General features: G+C 61.2%; 24 protein-coding genes. 7 read left to right on the forward strand and 17 right to left on the reverse strand.

What is annotated here, in order from left to right; all coding sequences use genetic code 11:
* Nucleotides 1-113 precede the first annotated feature (113 nt).
* The gene (locus PG888_RS01575) at nucleotides 114-1,808 is read left to right on the forward strand and encodes a pyridoxal phosphate-dependent decarboxylase family protein (protein WP_270692805.1); all 1,695 of its coding nucleotides are present in this window, start codon (nucleotides 114-116) and stop codon (nucleotides 1,806-1,808) included.
* Between the two features lie 140 nt (nucleotides 1,809-1,948).
* On the opposite strand, the gene PG888_RS01580 is transcribed toward PG888_RS01575, so the two are convergent.
* From PG888_RS01580 to yiaY, 3 genes are all read right to left on the reverse strand, one after another.
* On the reverse strand, nucleotides 1,949-2,578 hold the full coding sequence (locus tag PG888_RS01580) for an NAD(P)H-binding protein (RefSeq protein ID WP_270692808.1): 630 nt from the start codon (nucleotides 2,576-2,578) through the stop codon (nucleotides 1,949-1,951).
* A gap of 184 nt (nucleotides 2,579-2,762) precedes the next feature.
* Entirely contained in the window at nucleotides 2,763-3,101 is a 339-nt protein-coding gene (bamE, locus tag PG888_RS01585; RefSeq protein WP_005337980.1) for an outer membrane protein assembly factor BamE, read from the reverse strand.
* Nucleotides 3,102-3,238: 137 nt separating this feature from the next.
* Nucleotides 3,239-4,390, reverse strand: a complete 1,152-nt coding sequence (gene yiaY / locus PG888_RS01590; RefSeq protein WP_270692812.1) for an L-threonine dehydrogenase — start codon at nucleotides 4,388-4,390, stop codon at nucleotides 3,239-3,241.
* A gap of 383 nt (nucleotides 4,391-4,773) precedes the next feature.
* Between yiaY and udp the strand changes: the two genes are divergently transcribed.
* Nucleotides 4,774-5,529: a uridine phosphorylase gene (gene udp / locus PG888_RS01595; RefSeq protein WP_042018691.1), complete on the forward strand. Its 756-nt coding sequence runs from the start codon at nucleotides 4,774-4,776 to the stop codon at nucleotides 5,527-5,529.
* A 150-nt stretch (nucleotides 5,530-5,679) separates the two neighbouring features.
* Here the strand turns inward: udp and PG888_RS01600 are convergent, their stop codons facing one another.
* Nucleotides 5,680-6,375 carry an RluA family pseudouridine synthase gene (locus PG888_RS01600; protein WP_182939259.1) on the reverse strand — a complete coding sequence of 232 codons (696 nt, stop codon included), beginning with the start codon at nucleotides 6,373-6,375 and terminating at the stop codon, nucleotides 5,680-5,682.
* Between the two features lie 239 nt (nucleotides 6,376-6,614).
* On the opposite strand from PG888_RS01600, the gene rihA reads away from it, so the two are divergent.
* Together rihA and PG888_RS01610 are read left to right on the forward strand one after the other, a co-directional pair.
* Nucleotides 6,615-7,550 carry a pyrimidine-specific ribonucleoside hydrolase RihA gene (rihA, locus tag PG888_RS01605; RefSeq protein WP_127008254.1) on the forward strand — a complete coding sequence of 312 codons (936 nt, stop codon included), beginning with the start codon at nucleotides 6,615-6,617 and terminating at the stop codon, nucleotides 7,548-7,550.
* A 33-nt stretch (nucleotides 7,551-7,583) separates the two neighbouring features.
* Nucleotides 7,584-8,051 (forward strand): hypothetical protein, encoded by a 468-nt coding sequence (locus PG888_RS01610; RefSeq protein ID WP_127008256.1) that lies wholly within the window; start codon nucleotides 7,584-7,586, stop codon nucleotides 8,049-8,051.
* An 86-nt stretch (nucleotides 8,052-8,137) separates the two neighbouring features.
* Here PG888_RS01610 and PG888_RS01615 read toward each other — a convergent pair whose 3' ends face one another.
* The 3 genes from PG888_RS01615 to PG888_RS01625 all read right to left on the reverse strand — a co-directional run bounded on the left by PG888_RS01615 (nucleotide 8,138) and on the right by PG888_RS01625 (nucleotide 10,759).
* Nucleotides 8,138-8,434, reverse strand: a complete 297-nt coding sequence (locus tag PG888_RS01615; RefSeq protein WP_127008258.1) for a winged helix-turn-helix domain-containing protein — start codon at nucleotides 8,432-8,434, stop codon at nucleotides 8,138-8,140.
* Entirely contained in the window at nucleotides 8,431-8,961 is a 531-nt protein-coding gene (locus tag PG888_RS01620; protein WP_005344342.1) for a DUF1523 family protein, read from the reverse strand. The genes PG888_RS01615 and PG888_RS01620 overlap by 4 nt, the downstream gene beginning before the upstream one ends.
* Nucleotides 8,962-9,136: 175 nt before the next feature.
* Nucleotides 9,137-10,759 carry a methyl-accepting chemotaxis protein gene (locus PG888_RS01625; protein WP_127008260.1) on the reverse strand — a complete coding sequence of 541 codons (1,623 nt, stop codon included), beginning with the start codon at nucleotides 10,757-10,759 and terminating at the stop codon, nucleotides 9,137-9,139.
* A gap of 232 nt (nucleotides 10,760-10,991) precedes the next feature.
* Between PG888_RS01625 and PG888_RS01630 the strand changes: the two genes are divergently transcribed.
* Nucleotides 10,992-11,624 (forward strand): LysE family translocator, encoded by a 633-nt coding sequence (locus tag PG888_RS01630; RefSeq protein WP_042058111.1) that lies wholly within the window; start codon nucleotides 10,992-10,994, stop codon nucleotides 11,622-11,624.
* 72 nt (nucleotides 11,625-11,696) lie between these two features.
* Here the strand turns inward: PG888_RS01630 and PG888_RS01635 are convergent, their stop codons facing one another.
* From PG888_RS01635 to PG888_RS01670, 8 genes are all read right to left on the reverse strand, one after another.
* Nucleotides 11,697-12,905 carry a cation:proton antiporter gene (locus PG888_RS01635; RefSeq protein WP_182939260.1) on the reverse strand — a complete coding sequence of 403 codons (1,209 nt, stop codon included), beginning with the start codon at nucleotides 12,903-12,905 and terminating at the stop codon, nucleotides 11,697-11,699.
* Between the two features lie 29 nt (nucleotides 12,906-12,934).
* On the reverse strand, nucleotides 12,935-14,038 hold the full coding sequence (locus tag PG888_RS01640) for a beta-N-acetylglucosaminidase domain-containing protein (RefSeq protein WP_127008262.1): 1,104 nt from the start codon (nucleotides 14,036-14,038) through the stop codon (nucleotides 12,935-12,937).
* A 43-nt stretch (nucleotides 14,039-14,081) separates the two neighbouring features.
* Nucleotides 14,082-15,809 (reverse strand): potassium/proton antiporter, encoded by a 1,728-nt coding sequence (locus PG888_RS01645; protein ID WP_127008264.1) that lies wholly within the window; start codon nucleotides 15,807-15,809, stop codon nucleotides 14,082-14,084.
* A gap of 270 nt (nucleotides 15,810-16,079) precedes the next feature.
* Nucleotides 16,080-16,226, reverse strand: coding sequence for a hypothetical protein (locus PG888_RS01650; RefSeq protein WP_005337933.1), 147 nt, complete (start codon nucleotides 16,224-16,226; stop codon nucleotides 16,080-16,082).
* Complete coding sequence (locus tag PG888_RS01655; RefSeq protein WP_182939261.1) at nucleotides 16,223-16,912, reverse strand: M15 family metallopeptidase; 690 nt, start codon at nucleotides 16,910-16,912, stop codon at nucleotides 16,223-16,225. Before PG888_RS01655 ends, PG888_RS01650 begins: the two co-directional genes overlap by 4 nt.
* The gene (gene dapE, locus PG888_RS01660) at nucleotides 16,909-18,036 is read right to left on the reverse strand and encodes a succinyl-diaminopimelate desuccinylase (RefSeq protein ID WP_182939262.1); all 1,128 of its coding nucleotides are present in this window, start codon (nucleotides 18,034-18,036) and stop codon (nucleotides 16,909-16,911) included. The genes PG888_RS01655 and dapE overlap by 4 nt, the downstream gene beginning before the upstream one ends.
* A gap of 19 nt (nucleotides 18,037-18,055) precedes the next feature.
* Complete coding sequence (locus PG888_RS01665) at nucleotides 18,056-18,406, reverse strand: ArsC family reductase (RefSeq protein ID WP_182939263.1); 351 nt, start codon at nucleotides 18,404-18,406, stop codon at nucleotides 18,056-18,058.
* 319 nt (nucleotides 18,407-18,725) lie between these two features.
* Nucleotides 18,726-19,040 carry a hypothetical protein gene (locus PG888_RS01670; protein WP_005337929.1) on the reverse strand — a complete coding sequence of 105 codons (315 nt, stop codon included), beginning with the start codon at nucleotides 19,038-19,040 and terminating at the stop codon, nucleotides 18,726-18,728.
* A gap of 285 nt (nucleotides 19,041-19,325) precedes the next feature.
* Here PG888_RS01670 and dcuC point away from each other — a divergent pair, with 285 nt between their 5' ends.
* Together dcuC and PG888_RS01680 are read left to right on the forward strand one after the other, a co-directional pair.
* Nucleotides 19,326-20,702, forward strand: coding sequence for a C4-dicarboxylate transporter DcuC (dcuC, locus tag PG888_RS01675; RefSeq protein WP_182939264.1), 1,377 nt, complete (start codon nucleotides 19,326-19,328; stop codon nucleotides 20,700-20,702).
* A 134-nt stretch (nucleotides 20,703-20,836) separates the two neighbouring features.
* Complete coding sequence (locus PG888_RS01680) at nucleotides 20,837-21,976, forward strand: M20 family metallopeptidase (protein ID WP_182939265.1); 1,140 nt, start codon at nucleotides 20,837-20,839, stop codon at nucleotides 21,974-21,976.
* Nucleotides 21,977-22,115: 139 nt separating this feature from the next.
* On the opposite strand, the gene PG888_RS01685 is transcribed toward PG888_RS01680, so the two are convergent.
* Both PG888_RS01685 and PG888_RS01690 read right to left on the reverse strand, forming a co-directional pair.
* Nucleotides 22,116-22,772: an adenine nucleotide alpha hydrolase gene (locus PG888_RS01685; protein ID WP_182939266.1), complete on the reverse strand. Its 657-nt coding sequence runs from the start codon at nucleotides 22,770-22,772 to the stop codon at nucleotides 22,116-22,118.
* Between the two features lie 143 nt (nucleotides 22,773-22,915).
* Nucleotides 22,916-24,259, reverse strand: a complete 1,344-nt coding sequence (locus PG888_RS01690; protein ID WP_042062536.1) for an anaerobic C4-dicarboxylate transporter — start codon at nucleotides 24,257-24,259, stop codon at nucleotides 22,916-22,918.
* Nucleotides 24,260-24,482 lie beyond the last annotated feature (223 nt).

A 24,482-nucleotide genomic window follows, 5' to 3' on the forward strand; every position in this document is an offset into this window, starting at 1 on the left:
TGTCATGGCTGATACATGACAAAAAGTAGGGTAGGCCATTAGATATTGTCGCTGTCGGCCCCGCAGGCACAGGGGTATAACGGCCGCACATTTGCTGTACTAATGGTATAAAAATGAGTGACTTAGTTTATCTGAAAGACGAAAGCGTCAACGCCGTCCACCCCGAGTTCTCAAGCCGGTTTGCAGCCGTAAAAGCCAACTTTTTCTCGCGCAATCCCGATCTCTGGCCGGTTTTTCGTGAACCCGGCTTTGCCACCCTCAATGAATTTCGGGCCCGTGGCCTGGCCCCGGATGCCCGTCTGAACGCCTGGCCAGATGGCCGCGCCCGCCTTGCCGATCTCTGCGAGACCGTGCCGGTGCCCGCCACCATGCGCACCCCGGGCGAGCCGATGGCCGAGCTGCTGTTCGCCGCCGCCCTGTCGAAGGATTGGGAGAACCCCTCCAGCGTCGAGAACGTCATCACCATGTCGGCGGATCCCGCTATCTACGGCGCCCAGCTGGGCATTCTGGCCAACCCCAATCTGGTCTACTCCGAATATGCCGGGGTGGCCGAGGAGCTGGAGAAGAAGGTGGTGCGCCAGATTGCGCTGCTGGCGGGTTATGACCCCGAGCGTGCCACCGGCATCTTCACCCAGGGGGGGACCTTCTGTAACCTCTATGGCTACCTGCTCGGCATTCGCAAAAGCCTGCCGGAGGCCAAGCACAAGGGGCTCGGCCACTATCAGGATTACCGCATTATCAACTCCCAGGGCGGCCACTACTCCAACATCACCAACCTCTCCCTGCTCGGGGTCGATATCGAGAACAAGACCATCCGCATTCAGGTCGGCGAGAACAATGACATCGATCTTGACCACCTCGAGCGCACCCTGACCGCCTGTTTTGCCCTGAAACACGTGGTGCCCACCATCATGCTCACCATGGGCACCACCGACACCTTCGGGGTCGATCAGGTGAAACCCGTATTCGAGCTGCGCAATCGCCTCTGCGAGCAGTTCGAGGTGGCGGTCAAGCCGCACATCCACGTCGACGCCGCCATCGGCTGGTCGATGATCTTCTTCCTCGATTACGACTTCGCCGCCAACCCACTCGCCATCAACAGCGCGACTCTGGCGGGGATCGAGCGCAACGTGGCGCGCTTTGCCGAGCTCAAATATGCCGACTCCTTCACCGTCGACTTCCAGAAGTGGGGCTATGTGCCCTACACCTCCAGTCTGGTGATGATCAAGGAGCAGGATGATCTCAAGGCGATGGAGAATGACCCGGAGAACTTCTCCTACTTCGAGCGGGACATTCAGGGCCAGACCCACCTGCAATCCACCATCGAGTGCTCCCGCGGCGCGAGCGGCCTGTTCGGTGCCTATGCGGCGCTCAACTACATGGGGGTCGAGGGGTATCGCACCGTGCTGGCCCACTGCCTGCAAAATGCCAACTACTTCCGCTTCCGGCTAAGCCAGCTCGGCAATGTCAAGCTGGTGGCGCAGGAGAATCAGGGGCCGAGCGTCGGCTTCAAGATCTACAACCCCGAGTGGGTGAGCGATCCGGAGGCCGAGTTCGCCTTCGAGCTGGCCCGCTCCAGCGATCCCGCCTACAAGGCCCGTTTGCAGCGCAACACCGACTACCACCGCAGCCTGTTCAAGGGGCGCGGCAAGGTGGGGCTCTACACCAACTGGGTGGAGGCAGTGGCCCACTCCGACTACGACGCACGGGGCAAATACTCCTACATCGCCGGGGAGAAGGCGGTATTTATGAACCCTGCCTGCACCCGCGAGCAGATCGACGCCTTTATCGACCATATTCGCGGTTGATGGATGTTGCCCTGACAGCCGAGCGCAGCCTGTGATGGCAAGAGGCGGTCAGGGTACCTCGCCAACAGATAAACAAAGGGCAAGCTGGCTTGCCCTTCTGTTTTTGCAGCACTGTGCGTAAGTAGTAGGGAAGGCTGGGTTCAGAGGGTCAGCAACTGCTCGTTCTCGACAATCTCGCACCCGGCGGGCAGTTTCGAGAGGGCGATCATGGCGCGGGCCACCTGACTGGCCTCGATGGCACGCCAGCGGGCGAGCTTGCCCACCAGCAGCGGCCGAAACAGCGGGTAGATAGTCTGAAAGATCTGCTCGGAGAGGCGCGGTGGCTGGCGATCCCCGAGCAGCATGGCGGGCCGCACGATGGCGAGCCGTGGCCAGGATTGGGCCAGCAGGGCCTGCTCCATCTCCCCCTTGGTACGCGGATAGAGAGCCGGGGACGATGCACTGGCCCCCATGCTCGAGACCACGATAAGGTGCTGACAGCCGTGACGGCGGGCCAGCTCTGCAAAGGCGACCACATAGTCGAGATCGACCCGGCGAAACGCCTCGGCAGAGCCCGCCTCCTTGCGGGTGGTGCCGAGGGCACAGAAGGCGATATCCACCGGGCGGGAGAGGGTAACGCTGGCCAGATCATCAAAATTGACCGGTAGCCAGTGGTGCGCCTCCTTGCCCGGCTTGCGACAGAGCAGGGTCAGTTCATGTTCGGCAGGCAGTTGCTGCACCAGTTCGCGACCGATCAGGCCGCTGGCTCCGGCAATCAGGATCCGGCTCATGGGGATTCTCCCTGTGTCATTCGATGGTGTTGATGCCATGGTGGCTGCTCATCAGCATCAGGCAATTTGCGAGCAGCTGCAATGGGGGGAGATGACACAGTATCCCCTGACAGGATAACGGGCAGGATACATAGCGTGGAGGCTGGATAAAACAAAACCGGCGCGAGGCCGGTTTTGCGAGATATCAGAGCGGGGTATTGAAGGCTGCTGGCAGCGGGAAGTCACCCGTCACTGTGGTCAGCCTGTCATTGGCGAAGGTGACGGTGAGCTCTTTGCGCTCCTTGTCGCCGTGGCCCGGCTGGAATTCATAGAGGTAGTACCAGGTGTTGGGGTCAAAGCCGTCGCGCAGCATGGGGGTCCCCAGCACATAGCTGACCTGCTCGCGGGTCATCCCCTGGCGCAGTTTGTCGACCTGTTTTTGTTCCACATAGTTGCCCTGGGGAATATCAATGCGATAGACCAGGCTGCAACCGGAGAGGGTGAGGGCGGTCAAAGCCGCGGCAATCAGGTGTTTCATCCGCATATCGAGTTCAGATCATCCATACAGTCTTTTTGGCTCGGCAAATCATACCGACTCCCTCCACGGAAGTAAAAAGCCATTGATCCATCAGCCAATAAAAAGGGCCGCACTGCGACCCTTTCTGGCAATCAGGCAACCATTTACATCGCCGAGCGGAAGATGGCGACGATCTCTTCGTGGCTCGCCTGTTTCGGGTTGGTGAAGCCGCAGGCATCTTTCAGGGCGTTGCTGGCCAGGGTATCGAAGTCATCAGCCTTGACGCCGAGCTGCTCCAGACCGGCCGGGATCTTCACATCCAGCGCCAGCTGCTTGATGGCGGCAATGGCAGCGGCGGCGCCCTGCTCGTCGTTCATGGCGCTCACGTCCACCCCCATGTAGCGGGCCACATCCTTCAGACGAGCCGCGCTCACCTGGGCGTTGTAAGCCTGAACGTGGGGCAGCAGCACGGCGTTGCAGACACCGTGGGGCAGGTCGTAGAAACCGCCCAGCTGGTGGGCCATGGCGTGTACGTAACCCAGGCTTGCGTTGTTGAAGGCCATGCCGGCCAGGAACTGGGCATAGGCCATCTGCTCGCGGGCGTGCAGATCATCGCCCTGGTTGACGGCGGTGCGCAGGTGCTTGGCAATCAGTTCGATGGCCATCACGGCGCTGGCATCGGTCACCGGGGTGGCGATGGTGGAGACATAGGCTTCGATGGCGTGGGTCAGGGCATCCATGCCGGTGGCGGCGGTGAGACCGGCCGGCTTGGCCAGCATCAGCTCGGGGTCGTTGACCGACATCAGCGGGGTAACGTGTTTGTCGATGATGGCCATTTTCACCTGGCGCGCTTCGTCGGTGATGATGCAGAAGCGAGTCATCTCGGAGGCGGTACCGGCGGTGGTGTTGATGGCGATGAGCGGCAGTTGTGGCTTGGCGGAGCGATCCACCCCTTCGTAATCCTTGATGTTGCCACCGTTGGCTGCCACCAGGGCGATGCCCTTGGCGCAGTCATGGGGTGAGCCGCCACCGAGTGAAATGACGCAGTCACAGCCGTTGGCCTTGATCATGGTCAGACCCGCTTCGACGTTGGTCATGGTGGGGTTTGGCTTGGTTTCATCGAAAACCACGCTCTCAATGCCATGTTCAGCCAGCAGGGTGGTGAGCTTGGCGACCACGCCAATCTGGTTGAGGATCTTGTCGGTGACGATCAGTGCCTTGCGATAGCCGTAACCCTTGATATCGGCGGCGGCCTCTTGCAGACAGCCGGCACCCATCAGGTTGATTGCGGGAATATAGAACTTGAATGTAGCCATGATGGACTTCCTGTAGTTAGCCATTAAGTGGTAGTTGGCCGCTAGGCTATCATCTCGAAAGGGATACAAAAGCATCTTGTTTACAACTTTACGGGGTCGATCACGAGTCGTTAATTAAGCGCTGAACCGGGCTTGACTTTCCCTGTTCGAGACCCTTTTTCAGAAAAACGTTTGTCAATTATTTCATTGGGTTAGCCAACGTTTTGCGCGATCTTTGTGACTGTCAATGCGTGGAAGTGTGAGGCGCTTCAAGGAATTGGAAAGCGCTTTCGACCATAGTTGGCGCCTCCCCGAAGAGGGGGGTAAAGGCTTGAAAGTATCATAAAGAATCATCTTAACTTGCGCCCTGACCATGCTGGCAGGGGGGCAACCAGGAGTCCACTATGTCTGATGTATTTCACTTGGGTTTGAAGAAAGCGGATCTGCAAGGCGCCACCCTGGCGATCGTCCCCGGTGACCCCGAGCGCGTCAAGCGCATCGCAGAGATGCTGGATAACCCGGTGCACCTGGCCAGCCATCGTGAATTCACTTCCTGGCGCGGCGAGATGGACGGCAAGGCCGTGATCATCTGCTCTACCGGTATCGGTGGCCCGTCCACCTCCATCGCAGTAGAAGAGCTGGCCCAGTTGGGTATCAACACCTTCCTGCGTATCGGCACCACCGGCGCCATCCAGCCGCACCTGAACGTGGGTGACGTGATTGTGACCACCGGTTCCGTGCGCCTCGACGGTGCCAGCCTGCACTTTGCACCGATGGAGTTCCCGGCTGTTGCCGACTTCGACTGCACCACCGCGCTGGTCAACACCGCCAAAGAGATGGGCTCCAAGCTGCACATCGGTGTGACTGCTTCTTCTGATACCTTCTACCCGGGTCAGGAGCGTTACGACACCGTATCCGGCCGCGTAGTGAGCCGTTTCCAGGGTTCCATGAAAGAGTGGCAAGCCATGGGCGTGCTGAACTATGAGATGGAATCTGCCACCCTGCTGACCATGTGCACCAGCCAGGGCCTGCGTGCCGGTATGGTAGCTGGCGTTATCGTCAACCGTACCCAGCAGGAAATCCCGAACGCCGAAACCATGGCGAAGACCGAATCTGATGCCATCAAGATCGTACTGGGCGCTGCCCGCAAGCTGATCTGATAGCACCACAAAGAGTGGGGGGTGGGGGCCGTTGCGAAAGCACGGCCCCTATCTTTATCCGCCGTTTGTCCCTTTTCTTCTCCCGTCACGCCTTTATTCCCGACACACTCGCGTCTATTGCCATCAACTGACGGCCTCTACTGATTGCTCCTAAAAAGGCGCGGCACAGCGGATCTGCATCGGCTCGCCGCTCACCGGATGTGCAAAATCCAGCTCGCTGGCATGCAGCATCAGCCGCGGTGCTTGCTCGCAGCCAGGTGACAGCAGGCCGCCATAGAGATCGCAGCCGAGAATGGGGTGGCCCAGCAGCTGGCTGTGGATGCGCAGCTGATGGGTGCGGCCGGTCTCCGGCACCAGCCTTACCCGGGTCAGTGGCACAGCCTGACCCTGCATCTGCTGCGCCAGCCGCTCAATCACCTGATAGCGGGAGCGGGCGGGTTTGCCGCTGGCGGCGCAGATCTTCATCAGCGGGAAAATCGCCGGATCCTTGGCAATGGGGGCATCGATCCCCCCCTCATCGTCAGCGAGATGGCCGCACAGCAGGGCGCTGTAGGCCTTGCTCACCGCCCGCTGGCTGAACTGCTGGCAGATCAGGGCATTGATGACCTTGTTTTTGGCCACCACCATGATGCCTGAGGTACCGAAGTCGAGACGGTGCACCAAGGTGCAGCCGGGGAAATCCTGCACCAAGCGATAGTGAACCGAGTCGAGGTTCTGCGGATTTTTGCCCGACAGGCTCAGCAGGCCGCTCGGCTTGTTGATGAGCAACAGGTGCTCATCTTCGAACAGGATCTCGATGGCGGCACTGCAGGGCGGGGCGATAAAGGTGTCGACGATAACGGACATAGGGCACACGGGCAGAAAACGGGGGGCCATCATACCCAAGTGGCGGGTAAGGCGCGAATCGGCGTAGCGGATACGCTCGCCACACCATCCCCTCGTTGCGGCCTGCTGCTGGCCGGCTGTGACAGCGCGAAGGTAACTGATTGAAAAAAATCAGGAACCATTTTGTGACCCCCTCCCGAGTTCAGCCGCTGCGAGCTTGCTAAGGTAGGGCTCCCTTTGATGTTGTAAGGAGTCTCTCCATGGCACTGCCCGTTATTCTTGATTGTGATCCCGGCCACGACGACGCCATCGCCCTGATTCTGGCGCTGGCCAGTCCTGAACTGAAGGTGCTGGCGGTCACCACCAGCGCGGGCAACCAGACCCCGGACAAGACCCTCAACAATGCCCTGCGCATCCTCACCTTGCTGGGGCGCGACGATATTCCGGTGGCGGCAGGGGCACCGAAACCGCTGGCCCGGGAGCTTATCATCGCCGACAACGTCCATGGCGAATCGGGTCTCGATGGCCCCAAACTGCCGGATCCCGCCTTTGCCCCGCAGGGGATGACGGGGATCGAGCTGATGGCCAGATGTCTGCGCGAGAGCCCGGAACCGGTGACCCTGGTGCCGACCGGGCCGCTGACCAATATCGCCCTGCTGCTGGCGGCCCACCCGGAGCTCAAACCCAACATTGCCCGCATCGTATTGATGGGGGGCGCCGCAGGGGCCGGCAACTGGACCCCGGCGGCGGAATTCAATATTTATGTCGACCCACAAGCGGCCGATATGGTGTTCAAGTCGGGTATTCCCATCACCATGTGTGGCCTCGATGTGACCCATGAGGCGCAGGTGATGGACGAGGATATCGAGCGGGTGCGCGCCATCACCAATCCGGTGGCCCAGTGCGTCGCCGGGCTGCTCGACTTTTTCATGATCTACCACCGGGATCCCAAGTGGGGATTTGCTGGTGCACCGCTGCACGACCCCTGTACCATTGCCTGGTTGCTGGCTCCCGAGCTGTTCCACGGGGTCGAGTGCCGGGTCGATATCGAGACTGGCGGCACCCATACTTGCGGCATGACTGTGGTGGATCGTTATGGTCTGACCGGCAAGCCAGCCAATGCGCTGGTGCTGTTGGGGCTGGATCGTCCGGGCTTTATCGATCTGCTGGTGACGCGGCTGCGGGCGTTTGACTGATCGTCGGTTCATTTTTGCAAGAAGGGGCGGGGAATGTGGAAGAGAGGGGTGGTGCTGCTGGCCGGGTTGCAACTGACGGGTTGTGCGACGCCATTCGAACGGATGTGGCAGGGGCTGGCGACCTGCGAGTTTACCGATCTCTATGTGGATGAGACGGGCAGAGCCGCCAATCTACAGCTGGCCAACTACACCCCCTACAAGGTGAGCGACGGCTTTGCCTGGTACAAGGTGCACGAGGAGCTGCACGGCCTGCCGGTGGTCGGCTTTATCGTGCCTGCCGCAAGCTTTGAAGTGCACGCTCTCTTTGTCGATACCCCCATCGCCAACGCCCGCCGCTTGACTCACAACGCCTACGGCAGCGAGTTTAGTGACGAGCAGAAGCATGACGAGGGGTTGGCGCCCCTGCTGCTGCGCGATCCCAACAACCCCAAGCGATCCATCATCGATTGCACCAGAGGGGAGTCGGAAGAAGAACTGGAAGATTCGGCCATGCCCGAGTAGGGCGACCTGCCACACCATCAGCCTGGAAATAGAGGGGCCAGCCTTGTCGGCTGGCCCCTCTATTTTATTGCTGGCAGGCTTCCGGATCAGGGGTAACTCAGCGTCTCTTTGATAAGAGGCAGTTGGGCTGCAATCCAGTCAGGATTGATGGGACCCCAGTCGCTGATACGGTAGTGCCCCTGCAGGTGGCGAGCCCCCTCGGTCTGCTCGAAGGCGCAGCTGATATCGAGTTCGGCAAGCGCCGTCAGGGTATCTTGCGCAGTGCGGCGCGGCATGCCGGTCGCCTCCATGATGGCGGGTACCGTATCCGTGCCCTGGCTGATCAGCCAGGCCACGTAGAGCCGCCGGTAGAAGCTGGTGCGGGTCTTGCTCGGCTCCATCAGATCTCATCCTCGAGACGATCGAAGTAGCGCCAGGTCGCAATGGCCGCTTTGCCCATCACCAGTGCCCAGAGGCCGAACCAGAACCAGCGGAAGAAGCTCCAGGTGGAGGCATCGGGTTCGGTGCTCTCGATCTTGGTGACGTTGGGGAACATGGAGAACATGTTGATGCGCCAGCCGTAGGAGGTGATGATGGCCAGACGCTTCTCGAACTCCATCGATTTGGCCTTGGCCTGCACGTCGGCGGCGTTGAACTTGAAGTAGAAGGGCCAGCCCCACTCGGTATCTTCATTGCGGAACACCCGGATCTTCTCGCCGGGACGCTCGGTATAGATGTAGTAGACATCGGTGGTGGGGCCGTCAGCCGGGTTCTTCTGGCTGATGGGGCCATCCTTGTCGGTGCGTTTCACCTCGACCCCGGTGATGGTGGCGATGGTGTGCTCCGGCAGATAGTAGTCGAGCCAGGCGGCGGAAATGAGGGCGATGAGCCCCAGGGCGATAAAGGCGGGTTTCTTGAATCTCAGGCTCATGGTGTGCTCACGTGAGGGGGAGTAACGTGCCTCTACCATACCGATATTTGACGGGGCAGCCCAGCCCCTTATGGCACCAATGGCCAAAAAATGGCGTTTAAAACAGGGACAAACGGATTGCCCCGTGAATTAAAAAGGCCCTCGCGGGCCTTTTTGTCTTGTTCACTTCGTGTGCTTACAGCTGGAATTGGGAGAGCTGCTTGCGCTGCTGCTCGGCGAGCTGCGAGAGCTCGTTGCTGGCAGTGGCGCTCTGGCTGATACCGGCGGAGCTTTGGCTCACGATCTCGTGAATATTGGTGATGTTGCGGTTGATGTCGGCGGTGACGCAGGACTGCTCCTCGGCGGCGGTGGCGACCTGGGCGTTGGCGTCGTTGATCTGGCGCACGGCACCGGTAATGCCACTTAGCAGATCCTGCACCTGAGCCGATAGGCGCTGGTTATGGCTGAGGATCTCCAGGGTCTCCTGCACGCCGTTGTTGGCGGACTGGGACTGGCTCTGCAGCCGCTCGATGATGGTCTGGATCTCCTTGGTGGAGTCCTGGGTGCGGGCCGCCAGCATTCTCACCTCGTCGGCCACCACCGCAAAACCACGCCCCGTTTCACCGGCACGGGCCGCTTCGATGGCGGCATTGAGCGCCAGCAGGTTGGTCTGCTCGGAGATCCCCTGGATCACTTCAATCACCTTGCCGATCTGCTCGGACTGGGATTTGAGCTGGGCCACAATGGCGGCGGCATCTTCCAGACTGCCCGCCATCCGGCTGTTGGCGGCGATGCTTTCGGTAAAGAGCGCAAGCCCCTGTTCGACCCGGCCATTGGCATCCCGCGCCAGCTCATCGGCGATGGCAGCATTGTGGTTGACGTTGTCCGCGGTGCTGGAGAGCTCGGTCACGGCGGAGGCGACCTGCTCAATTTCGCTGTGCTGCTGCCTTGCATTGGCCTCGGACTGGGTCATCACGGCGGCCAGTTCGGTGGCGGCGGAGGCGACGCTGTTGCTGATCCCGGTCAGGCTCTCAATGGTGCTACCGAGCTGGGTCAGGGTGAGGTTGATATCTTTGGCCAGACGGGTCAGCTCGTTGTTACCCTCCGCCTTGGCACGGACGTTGAAGCGCCCTTGCGCCACCGCGTGCATCACTTCCTGCAACTGGGCGATGGGGCTGACGATACGACCGGAGAGCACCCAGCCGCAGATCAGTGCAGCCAGCAGGGTGCCGGCAGTGAGCAGCAGGGTACGCAGCAGGGTAGCGTCGTAGTGGGCCTGCTCTTCGGCCAGCTCTTGCTGGGTCAGCTGGTTGATGTGGGCAGACATGCTGTCGATCTGCTTGATCAGCTGTTCACCCAGCTCGCGAAAATGGAGGCGGGCCGCCTCGTAGGCGACCGGATCGCCGCCACCCTGATGTTTTTGCGCCAGCAGCGGCAGCATGTTGCCGCGAGTATGACCGAGGTAGGCCTGCAGGGCGGCAGCGACCTGACGGTTATCTTGCTCGGCCCCGGGGATCACCAGACGGGCGAGGATGCTGTTGATCTCCTGCTCGGCGCTGTTGAGGTTCGCCGGCAGCGCGGCAAACAGCTTGGCATCGTAGAGGCCATAGATGGCACTGGTGCGCAGCCGGTAGGTGGCGTGGATCAGTTTGGCAATGTCGTCCTTGTTCTGGACCACGCTCTGGGTCGTCTCATCTATGTCACGGATGGCTTCGTCCAGCCCCTGTTTACTGATGGCGATCATCACCAACATCAGTAGGCTGGCCAACAGCAGCGGTATCAGGATTTGGACTCTTATTGATAGATTATTCAATGACATAGATAGTTCTAATCCGAAATTGGAGGAACCGACACATTACACATTAGCGTCAGGAGCTGTCAAAGGCTTTTATTGCTGAAATGTGCTGAAGAAAAGGTTTTTCCTTGTGCGCAAGGAGCCGTTTAGGCATGATTGAACGCTTAATCCCCTGAATATGTGGTACAACTGGCTGTATTGATTCAATATTGTCCGGTTTCCGTTATTCCCCGCTCTCGTCCCATGGAGGTGTGTTGTGTCCAGCTGGATCGATCCGGCCATTCTGGCTCTGTTTATCCCGACCTTTTTCTTTGTCTCGGTGACCCCCGGCATGTGCATGACCCTGTCGATGACGCTGGGGATGAGCCTGGGTGTGCGCCGTACCCTGCACATGATGTGGGGGGAGCTGATCGGGGTCGGGTTGGTCTCGGTACTGTCGGTGATCGGGGTGGCCGCCATCATGCTCAACTATCCGGGGATCTTTGCCGCCTTCAAATATGTCGGGGGCGCCTATCTGGTGTGGCTTGGCATCCAGATGTGGCAGGCCAAAGGCAAGATGGCCATTCCGGCGGATCTCTCGGCGGGTCAGCAGACCAGCGCCATGGGGCTGGCGGTGCAGGGCTTTGTCACCGCTATCGCCAACCCCAAGGGGTGGGCCTTTATGATCTCCTTGCTGCCGCCGTTTATCTCTGCCGACAAGCCGATGGCGCCGCAGATCAGCGCGCTGGTGGCGCTGATCCTGGTCATCGAGTTCTCCTGCCTGCTGCTCTACGCCAGCGGTGGCCGCACCTTGCGCCACTTCCTCGCCAGGAGTGGTAACGTCACCCTGATGAACCGCATCGCCGGTACCCTGATGCTGGGAGTGGGAGTCTGGCTGGCGCTCGGTTAAGAGCCGTCAGCGGCACACGCCACCAAAGAAAAATGCCACCGTCGGTGGCATTTTTTATGGGCGCGGCTTGGCTCAGCGAGGTTTGAAGCGCTCGACCCAGGGGTTGGCGGTCAGACCGTGGAGCAACACGCTCAATATGATGGTGCAGAGCACGGTGGCGATGATGGGGCGTTGGCCGATCAGCGCCGGCTGGTTTTGCAGCACCATCACCGCAAAGACGATGCTGGCAAGGCCCCGTGGCCCGAACCAGCCGATAAAGAGCTTGAGCTCGGGCTTGAGGCCGGTGCCGATGAGGCTCAGCCAGACCGGCACCATCCGCAGCAGGGTGAGGCTGGCAACGGCATAGAGCCAGTATTGCCAGTGCATCAGCTCCGGCAGCATGGGGAGCAGGGTGGCGCCGAACACCATCCAGATCACCACGGAGAGCAGGTCGCCATACCCCTCGCAGCTGTCCATATAGGCATGCTTGTGTTCACCGAGTCTGCGCCCGATAAAGAGGCCGCCGACAAAGGCAGCGATAAAGCCGCTGCCACCGAGAGTCTGGGCCAGCGCAAAGCAGAGCAGGGCCAGCCCCGGCATGGTGAGCTGACGCCAGAGTGGCAGTTGCCAACCGTTGAGATAGGACATTTTCAGCAGCCGGATGGTGAGGCTGGTCAGCACGAAGGCGACCAGCAGGCCAATGCCGATCTCCTCCAGCATCAGGGTGATGGCCAGCGTCGCGGTGCCTGCGTGCTGTTCGGTGGGGGCGATAAGGGCCAGCAGCAGGAGCAGTACCGGCACGCAGATACCGTCGTTGAGGCCGCTCTCCTGATTGAGCCCTTCGCGCACCAGTGCCGGTACGGCCGGGTTGCTGACCACCGCCTTGCCGAGCGCCGCATCGGTGGGGGCAAGAATGGTGGAGAGAATGGCCATCTCCAGCAGTGGCAAATCGGGGAAGAGCCAGTGGCCAAATAGGGCGCCACAGACCAGGGTGAGGGGCAGGCCTATCAGTAGCAGCCGGATTGGCAGTTGCCGGTTGGCCAGCAATACCTGCCAGTTGGTATTGGCGGCATCGTTGAACAGCACGATGACCAGCGAGAGCTCGGCCAGCAGCTTGATGCCATCGCTGTCGATGGAGAGGGCGATCAGCTCCACACCACCCGGCCCCAGCAGCCAGCCCGCCAGCATAAACAGCAGGGGGCCGTTGACCAGTTTTGATTCAAAGCGCCCGGCGATCAGGCTATAGACCAGCAAGAAAGCGGCGATCACCGCCAGGTTCTGGTAAATCAGGGATGCGTCCATGCAATATCCTTACGGCCCCGCAGGGCAGATCAATCGGTCAGACAGTCGGGGTCGAACACATACTCCCCGTCGAGCCAGCGCACGATTTCGTCGACGCAGGCTTGATCCCGAAACGGCAGGTAGCGCGCCTTGAGGGCGGCAATCTGCTCGGGGGTGAGCTGCGCCAGCCCCAGATCCTGAAACAGCGGCAGGTCGGCTTCGATCATCGCCGAGATCTGTGGGCCGCAGGTGGCGTTGAGGGCGGCGTGCAGCGCCTTGTCGGGATCGTACTGCTTGCCGAGGCGGTAACTCATCGGCAGGGTGGCGAGCGGCAGGGCCGACAGCGCCGCCTGCTTCATCGGGTTGACCGCATGGCCAGCGACCAGCTCTGCCAGTTCGGCGGGGCGGTTCTCGAAGGCGCGCAGATGGAGGTAGCTGCTCGCCTTGCTGCCGTCGTTGACCGGGTAGTTGTCCCACAGGAAGGGCTTGCGGCCGAGCAGTTCGGTCACCTGCTTGAGGTGGCTGGCCGGATATTCGCTGGAGCAGACCTTGGGGCCGGTCCAGAAAATCTCGAAGCGGCGGTCGAGCTGCTCGCCAAGTTCTTCCAGATAGCGGGGAGGTATGGCGCCGAACACCTTCTCCAGCACCGGATCGGTCGAGTAGTAGCTGGGGCAGAAGATGAGGCGGGTCGACTTGCTGTGGGCCGCGATATCGTGGGCGATGGTGAGCTGGTGGCGGGCCAGGTCAGGGGTATCCCCCTTCATGTCGTCAAACAGCACTGCCAGAATGTCGGGCTGGAGCATCTCGTCGATCAGGCGCACTTTTTCGAGCAGCGCCGGGCGCTTGCGATCGTAGTCGTGATGCGCCCCCATCGGGCTCAAGCCCACCCCGAAGGCGAGCCCGTTGGCGCGGCACTGGCGCGCCAGCTCGGCGAGATCCGCCAGCTGCTGCTCGGGCCAGGGGAGGGCCCAGTGCTTGCGCAGATAGCCATCCTCTTTTGGTGCGTAGATATAGAAGCCGTAGCCGTGGCGCGGCAGCCACTGGGCGTAGCGGGCGCGGGCCTGCCAGCTCCATCCCTTGCCAAAAAAGCCTTCAATGACCCCCAGATTGGCAGCGGGGGGCAGGGGGCCGGACAGCAAACTTTGATATGGCATAACTCTCTCCCTTCTTGCTGGGGACTTGATACGGGACGGTCGGTCAGACCGGGTCCTCTTCCTGAAAGCGCACCCCGATCTTGCTCGGCACGCTCTCGTCCATTTCGGCCACGGTCCAGATCAGGCCCTGCCATTCGATGTTGTCACCGACCACCAGATTATCGCCCAACTGGCTGGCAATAAAATCGCCCAGTGTCTGATCCGCCACCTCGCTCACATCCAGCCCATAGAGAGGGGCGAGATCCACCAGCCGCGCCGCTGCTTCCAACAGGAAGTCGCCGAAAAAGCGGGGGCCGAGATCCTGCTCCGGCGCTTGGCTAAAGAGCTGGCCGAGGGCGGGGAGGTCACGCTCGTGACCAATCACACAGAGAATGTCATCGGCCTGCAGGCAGGTACTGCCCGAGGGGTGGAGCAGCTCGCGGCCACGAAACAGGGCGCAGATCCGGGTGCCGGCAGGCATCTGCAGATCCCGCAGTGGCGAGCCGATACACCACTTCTCCTCCCCCAGTTGGTAGACGAAGGTCTCCCACTGACTGTCGAGATCGATCTCGAGCCCGGAGCGGTTGATGGGCGAGGGCGGTGCCGGTACTTCCACCCGCGCCAGTTTTGATGCCAGCGGCAGCGAGCTGCCCTGCAAGATCAGCGAGACCAGCACCACGAAGAAGGCGACGTTGAAGTAGAGCTGGGCGTTGGGTAGCCCCGCCATCATGGGGAACACCGCCAGAATGATCGGCACGGCGCCGCGCAGCCCAACCCAGGAGATAAACCAGCGCTCGCGCGGGGCGAAGTTCTTGAACGGCAGCAGCCCGATCCAGACCGATACCGGGCGGGCAAACAGGATCATCCAGGCCGCCAGCGCCAGCGCGGGCAGGGCGATGGGCAGCAGCTTGTGGGGTGAGGCGAGCAGCCCCAGCACCAGAAACATGCCGATCTGGCTGAGCCAGGTCAGGCCGTCCAGCACCGACAATGTGGTGCTGCGACTGCGCAGGGAGAGGTTGCCGAGCAACAGACCGGTCAGATAGATGGCGAGGATGCCGCTGCCACCGACTGCCGTGGTGAGGGCGAAGATCAGCAGGCCGCCGCTGACGGTGAGCAGTGGATAGAGCCCCGGCGCCAGACGGGCGCTATTGATGAGGCGCCACAGCAGCCAGCCGCCGCCGAGGCCGATCCCGGCGCCAAGGCCAAACTGCTTGATCAGTTGCAGCAGCAGGAAGCCCGCATCCAGCCCTTGCTGGGCGGTGGCGAGCACCTCGATCAGGGTGACGGTGAGAAACACTGCCATCGGATCGTTGCTGCCTGACTCTATCTCCAGCGTGGCGCTCACCCGCTCGTTGAGGCTACGCCCGCCGAGCAGGGAGAAGACCGCCGCCGCATCGGTGGAGCCGACGATGGCGCCGATCAGCATTCCCTGCATCAGACTGAGGTCAAACAGCCAGGCGGCGGCCAGACCCGTCAGGCCGGTGGTGATGGCCACCCCGACCGTGGCGAGCGATAGCGCAGGCCAGAGTGCGACCCGAAACGAGGAGACCCGGGTGCGCATGCCGCCGTCGAGCAGGATGATGGCAAGCGCCAGGTTGCCCACCAGATAGGCGATGGAGTAGTCGGCGAAGTGAATGCCACCGGGGCCATCCTCACCGGCCAGCATGCCGACAGCGAGGAAGATAACCAGAATGGGAATACCGAGGCGGGAAGAGAGGGCGCTCAACAGTACGCTGGCTCCCACCAACAGGGCAGCGACAAAAAAGAAACTGTTGATGGTAGCGGCATCCAAGGGCGAACTCCTTCCTGGTAATGTGCAAAGTAGGCACATTATATGCAGTTAGGCCCCCCTTGTGTGGCTTGATTGTGCATCAATTTGCATTTTTTTACATTTTTCACCTCATGCCCGCGCCATATGATGGTCGCGACAAGGTGAACGAAAGCGGAGCCAAAGGAGCGTTGATCTCAGGGTGAGAAGACGGGGTGTAATGGGGGACCAGTGAGGTCGGGCAGGAGTGGGGCAGGGGAGCACAAGGGAGCTCCCCACGGGATGGGGCGGGATTCAGTCGTCCTCGTCATCCTTCACTTCGCGGATCTTGTCCTTGTAGTTGGGCAACTGTTTCTCCAGCCGTTTCATGTCTTTGATGGCATTGAGAAACAACCCGAGCAGGAACAGCAGCGGCAACCCTATCCACAGCCAGAGATTCATGGGATTTTCCTTTCGTCAGGACAGGTGGTGACATAACGGGCCAAAAGTTCATCAAGGTTGGCCAATATGGTCGACTTGCCTTCAATATCCGCCTGTTGCAGGCAAAGCGCCAGTGCCGCGGGATCGAGCCGCTGCTCGTCGGACTCCAGCGAGAAGCTGATATGCCAGGGCTCGTAGGCGACCCCGCTCTGTGCCCCGACCGGTTTGGCATAAGGAAGGAAGAAGCCGAAGTCGCTCATATGATCGCTGAGCCACTCGCTCAAGTCGGCAAACCAGCCCCCGGCTTCATATTCCCACGGCTCCAGCGCCAGTTTGGTACCGGCAGGCAGGCAGTCCGGATCATAGATATCGAGATCGGTCCCCCAGTGGTGGCGACTGGTGCCCGGTAGGGCGCTCCAGCGCAGGATGGCGTGCAGCCGCTCTATCTCGCAGAGTTGCAGGGCATCGATGGGCTGGCTGCTGGCATCGAGCAGCGGCCGCTCGCCACGCCACTTGCCATTCCAGATGGCGAGCTGGCGCTCGAAGCTGCGCCAGCTGGAGGCCGCCTGCAGGTTGAACCCCTCATAGGCGGACGCCACCTGCATGTCGTTGAAGGCCGCCGCAGTGGCTGCGGTCAGACGATGGGGGCCGCGCCCCACCACAATAAGATGGCTCTCGTCGAGCCCCAGCAGTTGTTCCTGTCTCATGCCAGCAATCTCTCGAGCACCCCTTGGTACATGTCGGCCAACAGATCCAGATCGTCCGCCTTCACGCACTCGTTGACCTTGTGAATGGTGGCGTTGACGGGACCGAGCTCAATCACCTCGGCGCCGGTGGGGGCGATAAAGCGCCCGTCGGAGGTGCCGCCGGTGGTGAGCAGGGCCGGTCGCTGGCCGTTCACTGCCTCGATGGCCGCCACAGCCGCATCGAGCAGCGCGCCGGTATCGGTGAGGAAGGGCTGGCCGGAGAGGGTCCAGCTCAGCTGATAATCGAGGCCATGTTTATCCAGCAGTGCCTCGACCCGCTCGCGGATATCCATGTCGGTCAGTTCGGTGCTGAAACGGAAGTTGAACTGCACCTGCAGCTCGCCCGGAATGACGTTGGAGGCGCCAGTGCCCGCCGAGATGTTGGCGATCTGGAAGCTGGTGGGCGGGAAGTAGGCGTTGCCCTCATCCCACACGGTGGCGGCGAGCTCCGCCAGTGCTGGCGCGGCGTTGTGAATGGGGTTGTCCGCCAGATGGGGATAGGCCACATGACCCTGCACCCCGCGCACCAGCAGATCGCCGGTGATGGAGCCGCGTCGGCCATTTTTCACCACATCGCCGACCACGGCGGTAGAGGAGGGCTCACCGACGATGCACCAGCGGATCTTCTCGTTACGCGCTTCCAGGGTGTCGATCACCCGGGTGGTACCATTGATAAAGGGCCCCTCTTCATCGGAGGTGATGAGAAAGGCGATGGACCCTGTGTGATCCGGATGCTCGGCCACGAAGCGTTCGACCGCCACTACCATGGAAGCCAGCGAGCCCTTCATGTCGGCCGCGCCGCGCCCGTAGAGTACGCCATCCTTGATGGTCGGCTCGAACGGCGGGGTGTGCCATTTGTCCAGCGGCCCGGCGGGCACCACGTCGGTGTGTCCGGCGAAGCAGAACAGCGGCCCCTCGCTGCCACGGCGGGCCCAGAGGTTGGTGGTGTCTTCAAACACCATGGGCTCGATAACGAACCCGATCCTGGCGAGGCGCTCCGCCATCAGGGTCTGGCACCCTTCATCGAGGGGGGTAACGGAGGGGCGGCGGATCAGATCCTTGGCCAGTGCGATGACATCCGACATCAGTTGTCCTTAGTTGTCCTTAACGGGAGAAGAGGGATTGGTAGTGATCGGCCTTGAAGCCCAGGGTCAGCTCGCCGTCACGGTCCAGCAGCGGGCGCTTGATCATGGCCGGGTATTCCAGCAGCAGGGCGCGCGCCTTGGCGGTGTCGAGCCCCTGTTTGGTCTCATCCGGCAGGGCGCGGAAGGTGGTGCCGCGGCTGTTGAGCAGGGCTTCCCAGCCGAGTTGTGCCAGCCAGCAGTCCAGAGCGTCCGGGTTCAGGCCGTCGGCGCGGTGGTCGTGAAAGCGGTAGTCGATACCGGCCTCATCCAGCCACTTGCGGGCTTTCTTGATGGTGTCGCAGTTCTTGATGCCATAGAGGGTGGTGGCCATGGGGAGTCCTTCTCTTGTGGGCGCAGCCGTGGGGCGCGTCCCGAAAATCCGAATCAATACAGTGCAAGGGCCCGATTCTGGCATTGTGGCGATCTCATGGCAACGCTGATGGTCTGGAGTGAGGGGATTCTCGTGACTGGTCGCACCTGAACGGTGCTTTCGAGCTCAGGTCAGGATCACTGTGGCGGGAGTGCCCGATGGGGGGCGGTTATTCTGGGAGAAAAGCGGTTATTGCGAGAGAAAAAGAGAAGGGGGCAAACGCCAGATAGCCAAAACGCGCCAGCGGGCGCGTTTTGGTCGGCATCTTCAAGCACGTCAATCAGTGCAGGGTGGTCCATTCATGATCAAAGACCCGGGCCCGTTCCCAGGGGGCATCAGGCAGGCTGGAAGAGAGGCCAGTGTATTTGCCCACGTCGTCCACCACGATGGCGGAGAGGATCGGCAGGTTGTTTTCGGTGCAGTACATGCGGATGCGTTGCAGCAGGGTGCGCAGTTCATCCTGGCACTGCTCCAGCCCGGCCTGCTTGGCCAGTTTGGAGTAACGAATGGTAGTGCGTTCCTTTGCAGACTCGACGAGGATGTCCCACAGCTTGTAGTCGCAGGTCGAGGCACCTGCGGTGGCTTGGCTTGTCATAACTCTCTCCGGCGCGAAATGGTCGCTATATGTCGAAGCGCATCTTCGCCAGTTCGGCGCCGTCATATGTTGATCCAACGCAAAAAAGAGGGGAGTCGCGTCACACAATTCCCCGATAAGGGCGGACAAAGGTTTTCCAGTAGTTGAAATAACGAAAATTTGTTACATGACCGACATATTATGCTGATGAATCCCGATGACGGCACCTTTCTTGATAGGGATCAAAGGCAAACTGTGGTCAGAACACTAGATTTCGCTCTTCGATAAATTTATCAGGAGTGAATATTGGAACTGCTATTCGTCTTGCTCGTACTGGTTGCCGTGGTCTACGGCATTATCAAGGATTACAACCCGCAGGCGGTGCTGGCGCTGGCGGGCATGGCCATTTTTGCGGTGGCCTACTGGCTGGGGCTGCACCCCATTCTCCCCGCTGACAAGAGCACCGGCTTCGCCCTGTTCGACCTGTTCGAAGTGTTCAAGGGGATCTTCTCCTACCGCGCGGCGGGGCTGGGCCTCACCATCATGGCGGTGGCGGGCTTTGCCACCTACATGTCCCATATCGGGGCCTCTCAGGCGCTGGTGCGGGTGGTGGTCAAACCGGTGGCGGGCATCCAGTCCAGCTACCTGATGCTCTCCATCTGTTATCTGGTGGCGGTATTCGTCTCCCTGTTCGTCACCTCCGCCACCGGCCTTGGCCTGCTGTTGATGGTCACCATGTATCCGGTGATGCGCAACCTCGGCATCAGTCCGGCCTCCGCCTGTGGTGTCATCGCCACCTCCCAGGCGTTCGAGATTGGCCCGACCCAGACCAACGCCATCTTCTCCGCCGGCCAGTCCGGCATGGATCCGACCAGCTATTTCGTTGACTACCAGATCTGGCTGGTAGCCCCCATGCTGCTGGTGACCATGGTGTTGCACTTCTTCTGGCAGCGGCACTGTGACCGCAAGGATGGCTGGGATCCGGCCCAGCATCGCGGCGATCACGCCGAGCTGGACGAGCAGGGCGCCGAGAGCGTGCAGGCGCCCACCTGGTATGCCCTGCTGCCGATCATCCCCTTCGTGCTGATGATGACCTTCTCCAAGTTGCTGGTGAGCGACATCAAGATGAGCGTGGAGGTGGCCATGCTGCTGTCGGTCTTTATCGGCATGCTGTGCGAGCTGCTGCGTAGCCGCTCGGTGCGCACAGCCATGGCGGGGCTCTCCAGCTTCCTCGACGGGATGGGCAAGGTGTTTGGCCCTGTAGTGGCACTGATCGTCTGTGCCGAGCTGTTTGCCGAATCCCTCAAGGCCATCGGTGCCATCGATACCCTGCTGCACTCAGCCAGCAATGCCGGGATCGGCAGCGGTCTGATGACGCTGGTGATGGTGGCGCTGATCATGGTGGCAGCGGTCATCATGGGCTCCGGCAACGCGGCGTTCCTCAGCTTCTCGACCTTGGCACCGGCGGTAGCGGCCAAGTTTGGCGTGCCTGCGGTGACCATGCTGCTGCCGATGCAGCTGGCCTCCAGCATTGGCCGCACCATCTCCCCCATCGCGGCGGTGCTGATCGCCTGTGCGGGGATTGCCAAGGTATCGCCCTTTACCGTGGTCAAGCGCACCAGCGTGCCGATGGCGGGGGCACTGGTGACGGCGTTGACCCTCAACTATCTGCTGTTCATGTAGTGATATGAGTTATGTAGTGGTGTTTGGAATTTAGCGGTCGGGCGGGTGGCATGGCTGCCCGCCTTTTTCTCACTGTGTCGCATAGTTGCAATTGACGATCGGCCATCAACGCTGATTGTTGCATGGAGAAGATAATGACAGTTGTAAAGAGCCCGTTTTCCCTCGATAGCTATCTGGCCGATCTGGCCCCGCTGATCAATCTCGATTGCGGCACCCGCACCCCGGCCGGGGTGGCTCGGGTGGCCGACATCATGACCGAGAAATATGAGGCTATCGGCTGGCAGGTGACTCGCCATCAGTTTGCCGCCGAGTGCGGCCCCTGCCTCGAGATCACCAATGCGCCGGGCGCCGATCACTACGACGTGATGCTGTGCGGGCACATGGATACCGTCTTCCCCGAGGGGACGGCGGCCAAACGCCCGCTGAAAATCGAAGGCAATCAAGCCTTTGGCCCCGGCGTGTCGGACATGAAGAGCGGCCTGCTTTCCATCTGGTATGCCCTTAAAGAGATGGATCCGGCCCAGCTGGCCAGGCTCAAGGTGCTGGTCTGCTACAACTGCGACGAAGAGATTGGCTCCCCCTGGTCGAAGAATTGGCTGGTCGAGCGAGCCAAACAGAGCGGCTGCGTGCTGGTGGCTGAAGCGGCGCGCCCCAACGGGGATCTCATCAGCGCTCGCAAGGGTAATGCCAAGTACCGCATCACCTTCCACGGCAAGGCGTCCCACGCCGGTTCGGCGCTGACCGAAGGGGTCTCTGCCATTACCGAGCTGGCGCACTGGGTGCTGGCCATCAACGAGCAGGTCAATATGACCACGGGCACCACCATGAACGTCGGCGTGGTACAGGGTGGCACCGGCGTCAACGTGGTGCCGGACTTTGCCGAGGCGATCGTCGATCTGCGCTTCTGGAGCAACGAAGAGGCCGCTGCGGTGCACGACCGGCTCACCTTTATGGCCAACAACCCCTTCCTTGCGGGCTGTCGGGTCGAGGTGGATCGCCAGACCTTCAAGCCAGCGATGCGCCCGAGTGGCGATACCGAGGCGCTGATGACGCTGGTGGCGGCGGCGGCCAAGGAGGAGGGGATCCCTTTCAACTGGCTGGAGGCCGGTGGCGGCTCGGATGCCAACTTCACCGCCGCCGCGGGCGTACCGTCGCTGGATGGCTTCGGCCCCATGGGCGGCGGCTTCCACTCGGAGGCAGAGTTCCTGCTGCTCGACAGCATCGAACCGCGCATCCGTCTGTTGCAGCGGGTGCTGGGCAAGCTGGCGAAATAAGCCGGTTTATCCCTTGTTCGGGTCGTTATTGGCCCGCTCAAAACTGGTCCGCTCAAATCCAAACGGGAGGCTGTTGCCTCCCGTTTTTTTATCTCGATTTTTCGCGCGCTGAGTGAGCGGGCCAGATGGCCTGATGCCGTTACCCCTGTGGCTCGGCCAGATAGGCCAGATGATCCTGCCGCGCCACCTGCCAGCCATCGAGGTGCAGCGGGGCGGCAAAACCCGGGCCGTCAGTCACCATGGTGTGGTACTCCCCCTGCTCGCCGCAGGCATCGAATCCTTCACGCTCGGCCAGTTGCTGCAGATCGCTGAGGGTGGCCGCATCTAGGATTCGCCCGGCCCACTCGGGGGCCAGCACCCGGGTATCGACGCAGGAGAGGTGGGCGACGATGCCGCGGGCCAGCATATCCGCCAGCAAGGCTTGGCGAGATTGCTGCCAGAGCGGGGTATGGACGGTGAGCCCGAGCGGGCGGCAGCGTTCACGGATCCAGTTTGGTGCGCCCCCCACGCTGTCGATATCGCCGGTCACCACCCCATCCAGAACCCACTCCTGCTGCAAGCGGCTCAGCGCCGTCTCATAACTCTGCTCGAACGGCGCTTCTATGGTGACCAGCAGATGGGGCAGCCCGAGGGCCGCCGCCTGACGGCGCACCAGCGGCAAGGGGTGAGCGAGAAATCGGGGCTCTGGCGGGGCAAAGGTGGCCAGTGCCACCACCTGATGGCCCGCAGCGCGGGCATGACAGAGGGCCAGCATGGCATCTTTGCCACCGCTCCAGAGCAGGATGACGCGAGACATGGGGGAGATTCCGGTGGTGAACGAGGGGGCATGCTACCCAGCGGCGGGGGCGCAGGTAAAGCGGATGGGTCAATCGGAGCGCAAAAAAGCAACGGGCCCGCGATGGGGCCCGTTGAGCGGTGACGTGATAAACGGCGCTGCGATTACAGCAAAATGGTGGTCAGCAGATAACCCACGGCACTGGCGCTGCTCACCCCGATCAGCCCCGGAATGATGAAGCTGTGGTTGATGATGAACTTGCCGATGCGGGTGGTGCCGGAGCGGTCGAAACCGATACAGGCCAGATCGCTCGGGTAGGTCGGCAGCACGAAGTAGCCGTAGCTCGCTGGCAGGAAGGCGATCAGCAGTTTCGGCTCAACGCCCAGTGCCAGACCCATGGGGGCGATGGCGGTCAGGGCGGCGGCCTGGCTGTTCACCAGCTTGGAGATGAGGAACAGCACCAGGGCGTAGGTCCAGGGCTGGGCCTGTACCACGTGGGCCAGGGTCTCTTTGAGCAGCGGCATGTGGGCCTGGAAGAAGGTCTCACTCATCCATGCAACCCCGAACACGGAGAAGATGGCGACCATGCCGGCCTTGAAGACGGCACCGTTGGAGATATCACCCGGCTTGACCTTGCAGCGCATCAGGATGATGGCACCGGCGATCAGCATCATCATCTGGATCACCAGGTTCATGGAGAGCGGGCCGGTCTTGTCCTTGATGGTGAACACCGGACGCAGACCTTCGTTGGCACCGAGCAATACCACGGCGGCGATGGCGGCGAAGAAGATCCAGGTAGACCAGTAGGCCTCTTTCGGGAACTTGGTGTTGAGCAGGGTTTCACCGCCGCCGTAGATGAAGGCGCGTTGCTCCGGATCCTTGATCTTGGCCTGGAACTCTTCGTCCTTGTCCAGATCCTTGCCGCGACGCAGGCTCCACAGGGCCGCCATGACCACACCGGTCAGGGAGGAGGGGATGGCGACCATCAGGATGTCGAGCAGGCCGTAAGCCTGACCGATGCCGTGACCGGCAGCCAGAATGGAGACCATGGAGACCACGGCAACGGAGACCGGGGAGGCACAGATCGCCATCTGGGAGGCAACGGATGCCACGGCCATCGGACGCTCGGGACGGATGTTCTTCTGCAGCGCGATGTCAGCGATGATGGGGAACATGGTGTAGACCACGTGGCCGGTACCGCACAGGAAGGTGAGGGTCCAGGTCGTCAGCGGCGCCAGGATAGTGATGTATTGCGGGTGACGGCGCAGCAGACGCTCGGCCACTTGCATCATCAGGTTGAGGCCACCGGCAGTCTGCAGGGTGGCGGCACAGCCGATCACCGCCAGAATGGTCAGCATCACCTGCACCGGCGGTTCGCCCGGCACCAGGCCGAAGACGAAGGTCAGCAGGAAGAGACCGATACCACTGATGAGACCGAGTCCCATGCCCCCAAAGCGGGTACCCAGCAGCAAGCAGCCGAGTACCACTAAAAATTCCATCAAGATCATTCCGTTACCTCGTGTGATTCAACCCATATTGCCGCGGGTAGCCTGAACCATGAATTGTCGTTGTCTGTTTTATTTAGCCCAAAAGGGTTAGTTGCTATTCTGCTCCCCTGCAAAAGTGAAAAAATTGAGTTACTTCAATAACTCGATGAATTTTAGATTAAACCACTTAAAAACCACGTGCTGATAAAAGCATCACTTCTTCAAGGGTATGGTATCACTCTGG

It is taken from the genome of Aeromonas sp. QDB23 (assembly GCF_027707745.1).
GTDB classification, from domain to species: Bacteria; Pseudomonadota; Gammaproteobacteria; order Enterobacterales; family Aeromonadaceae; genus Aeromonas; species Aeromonas allosaccharophila.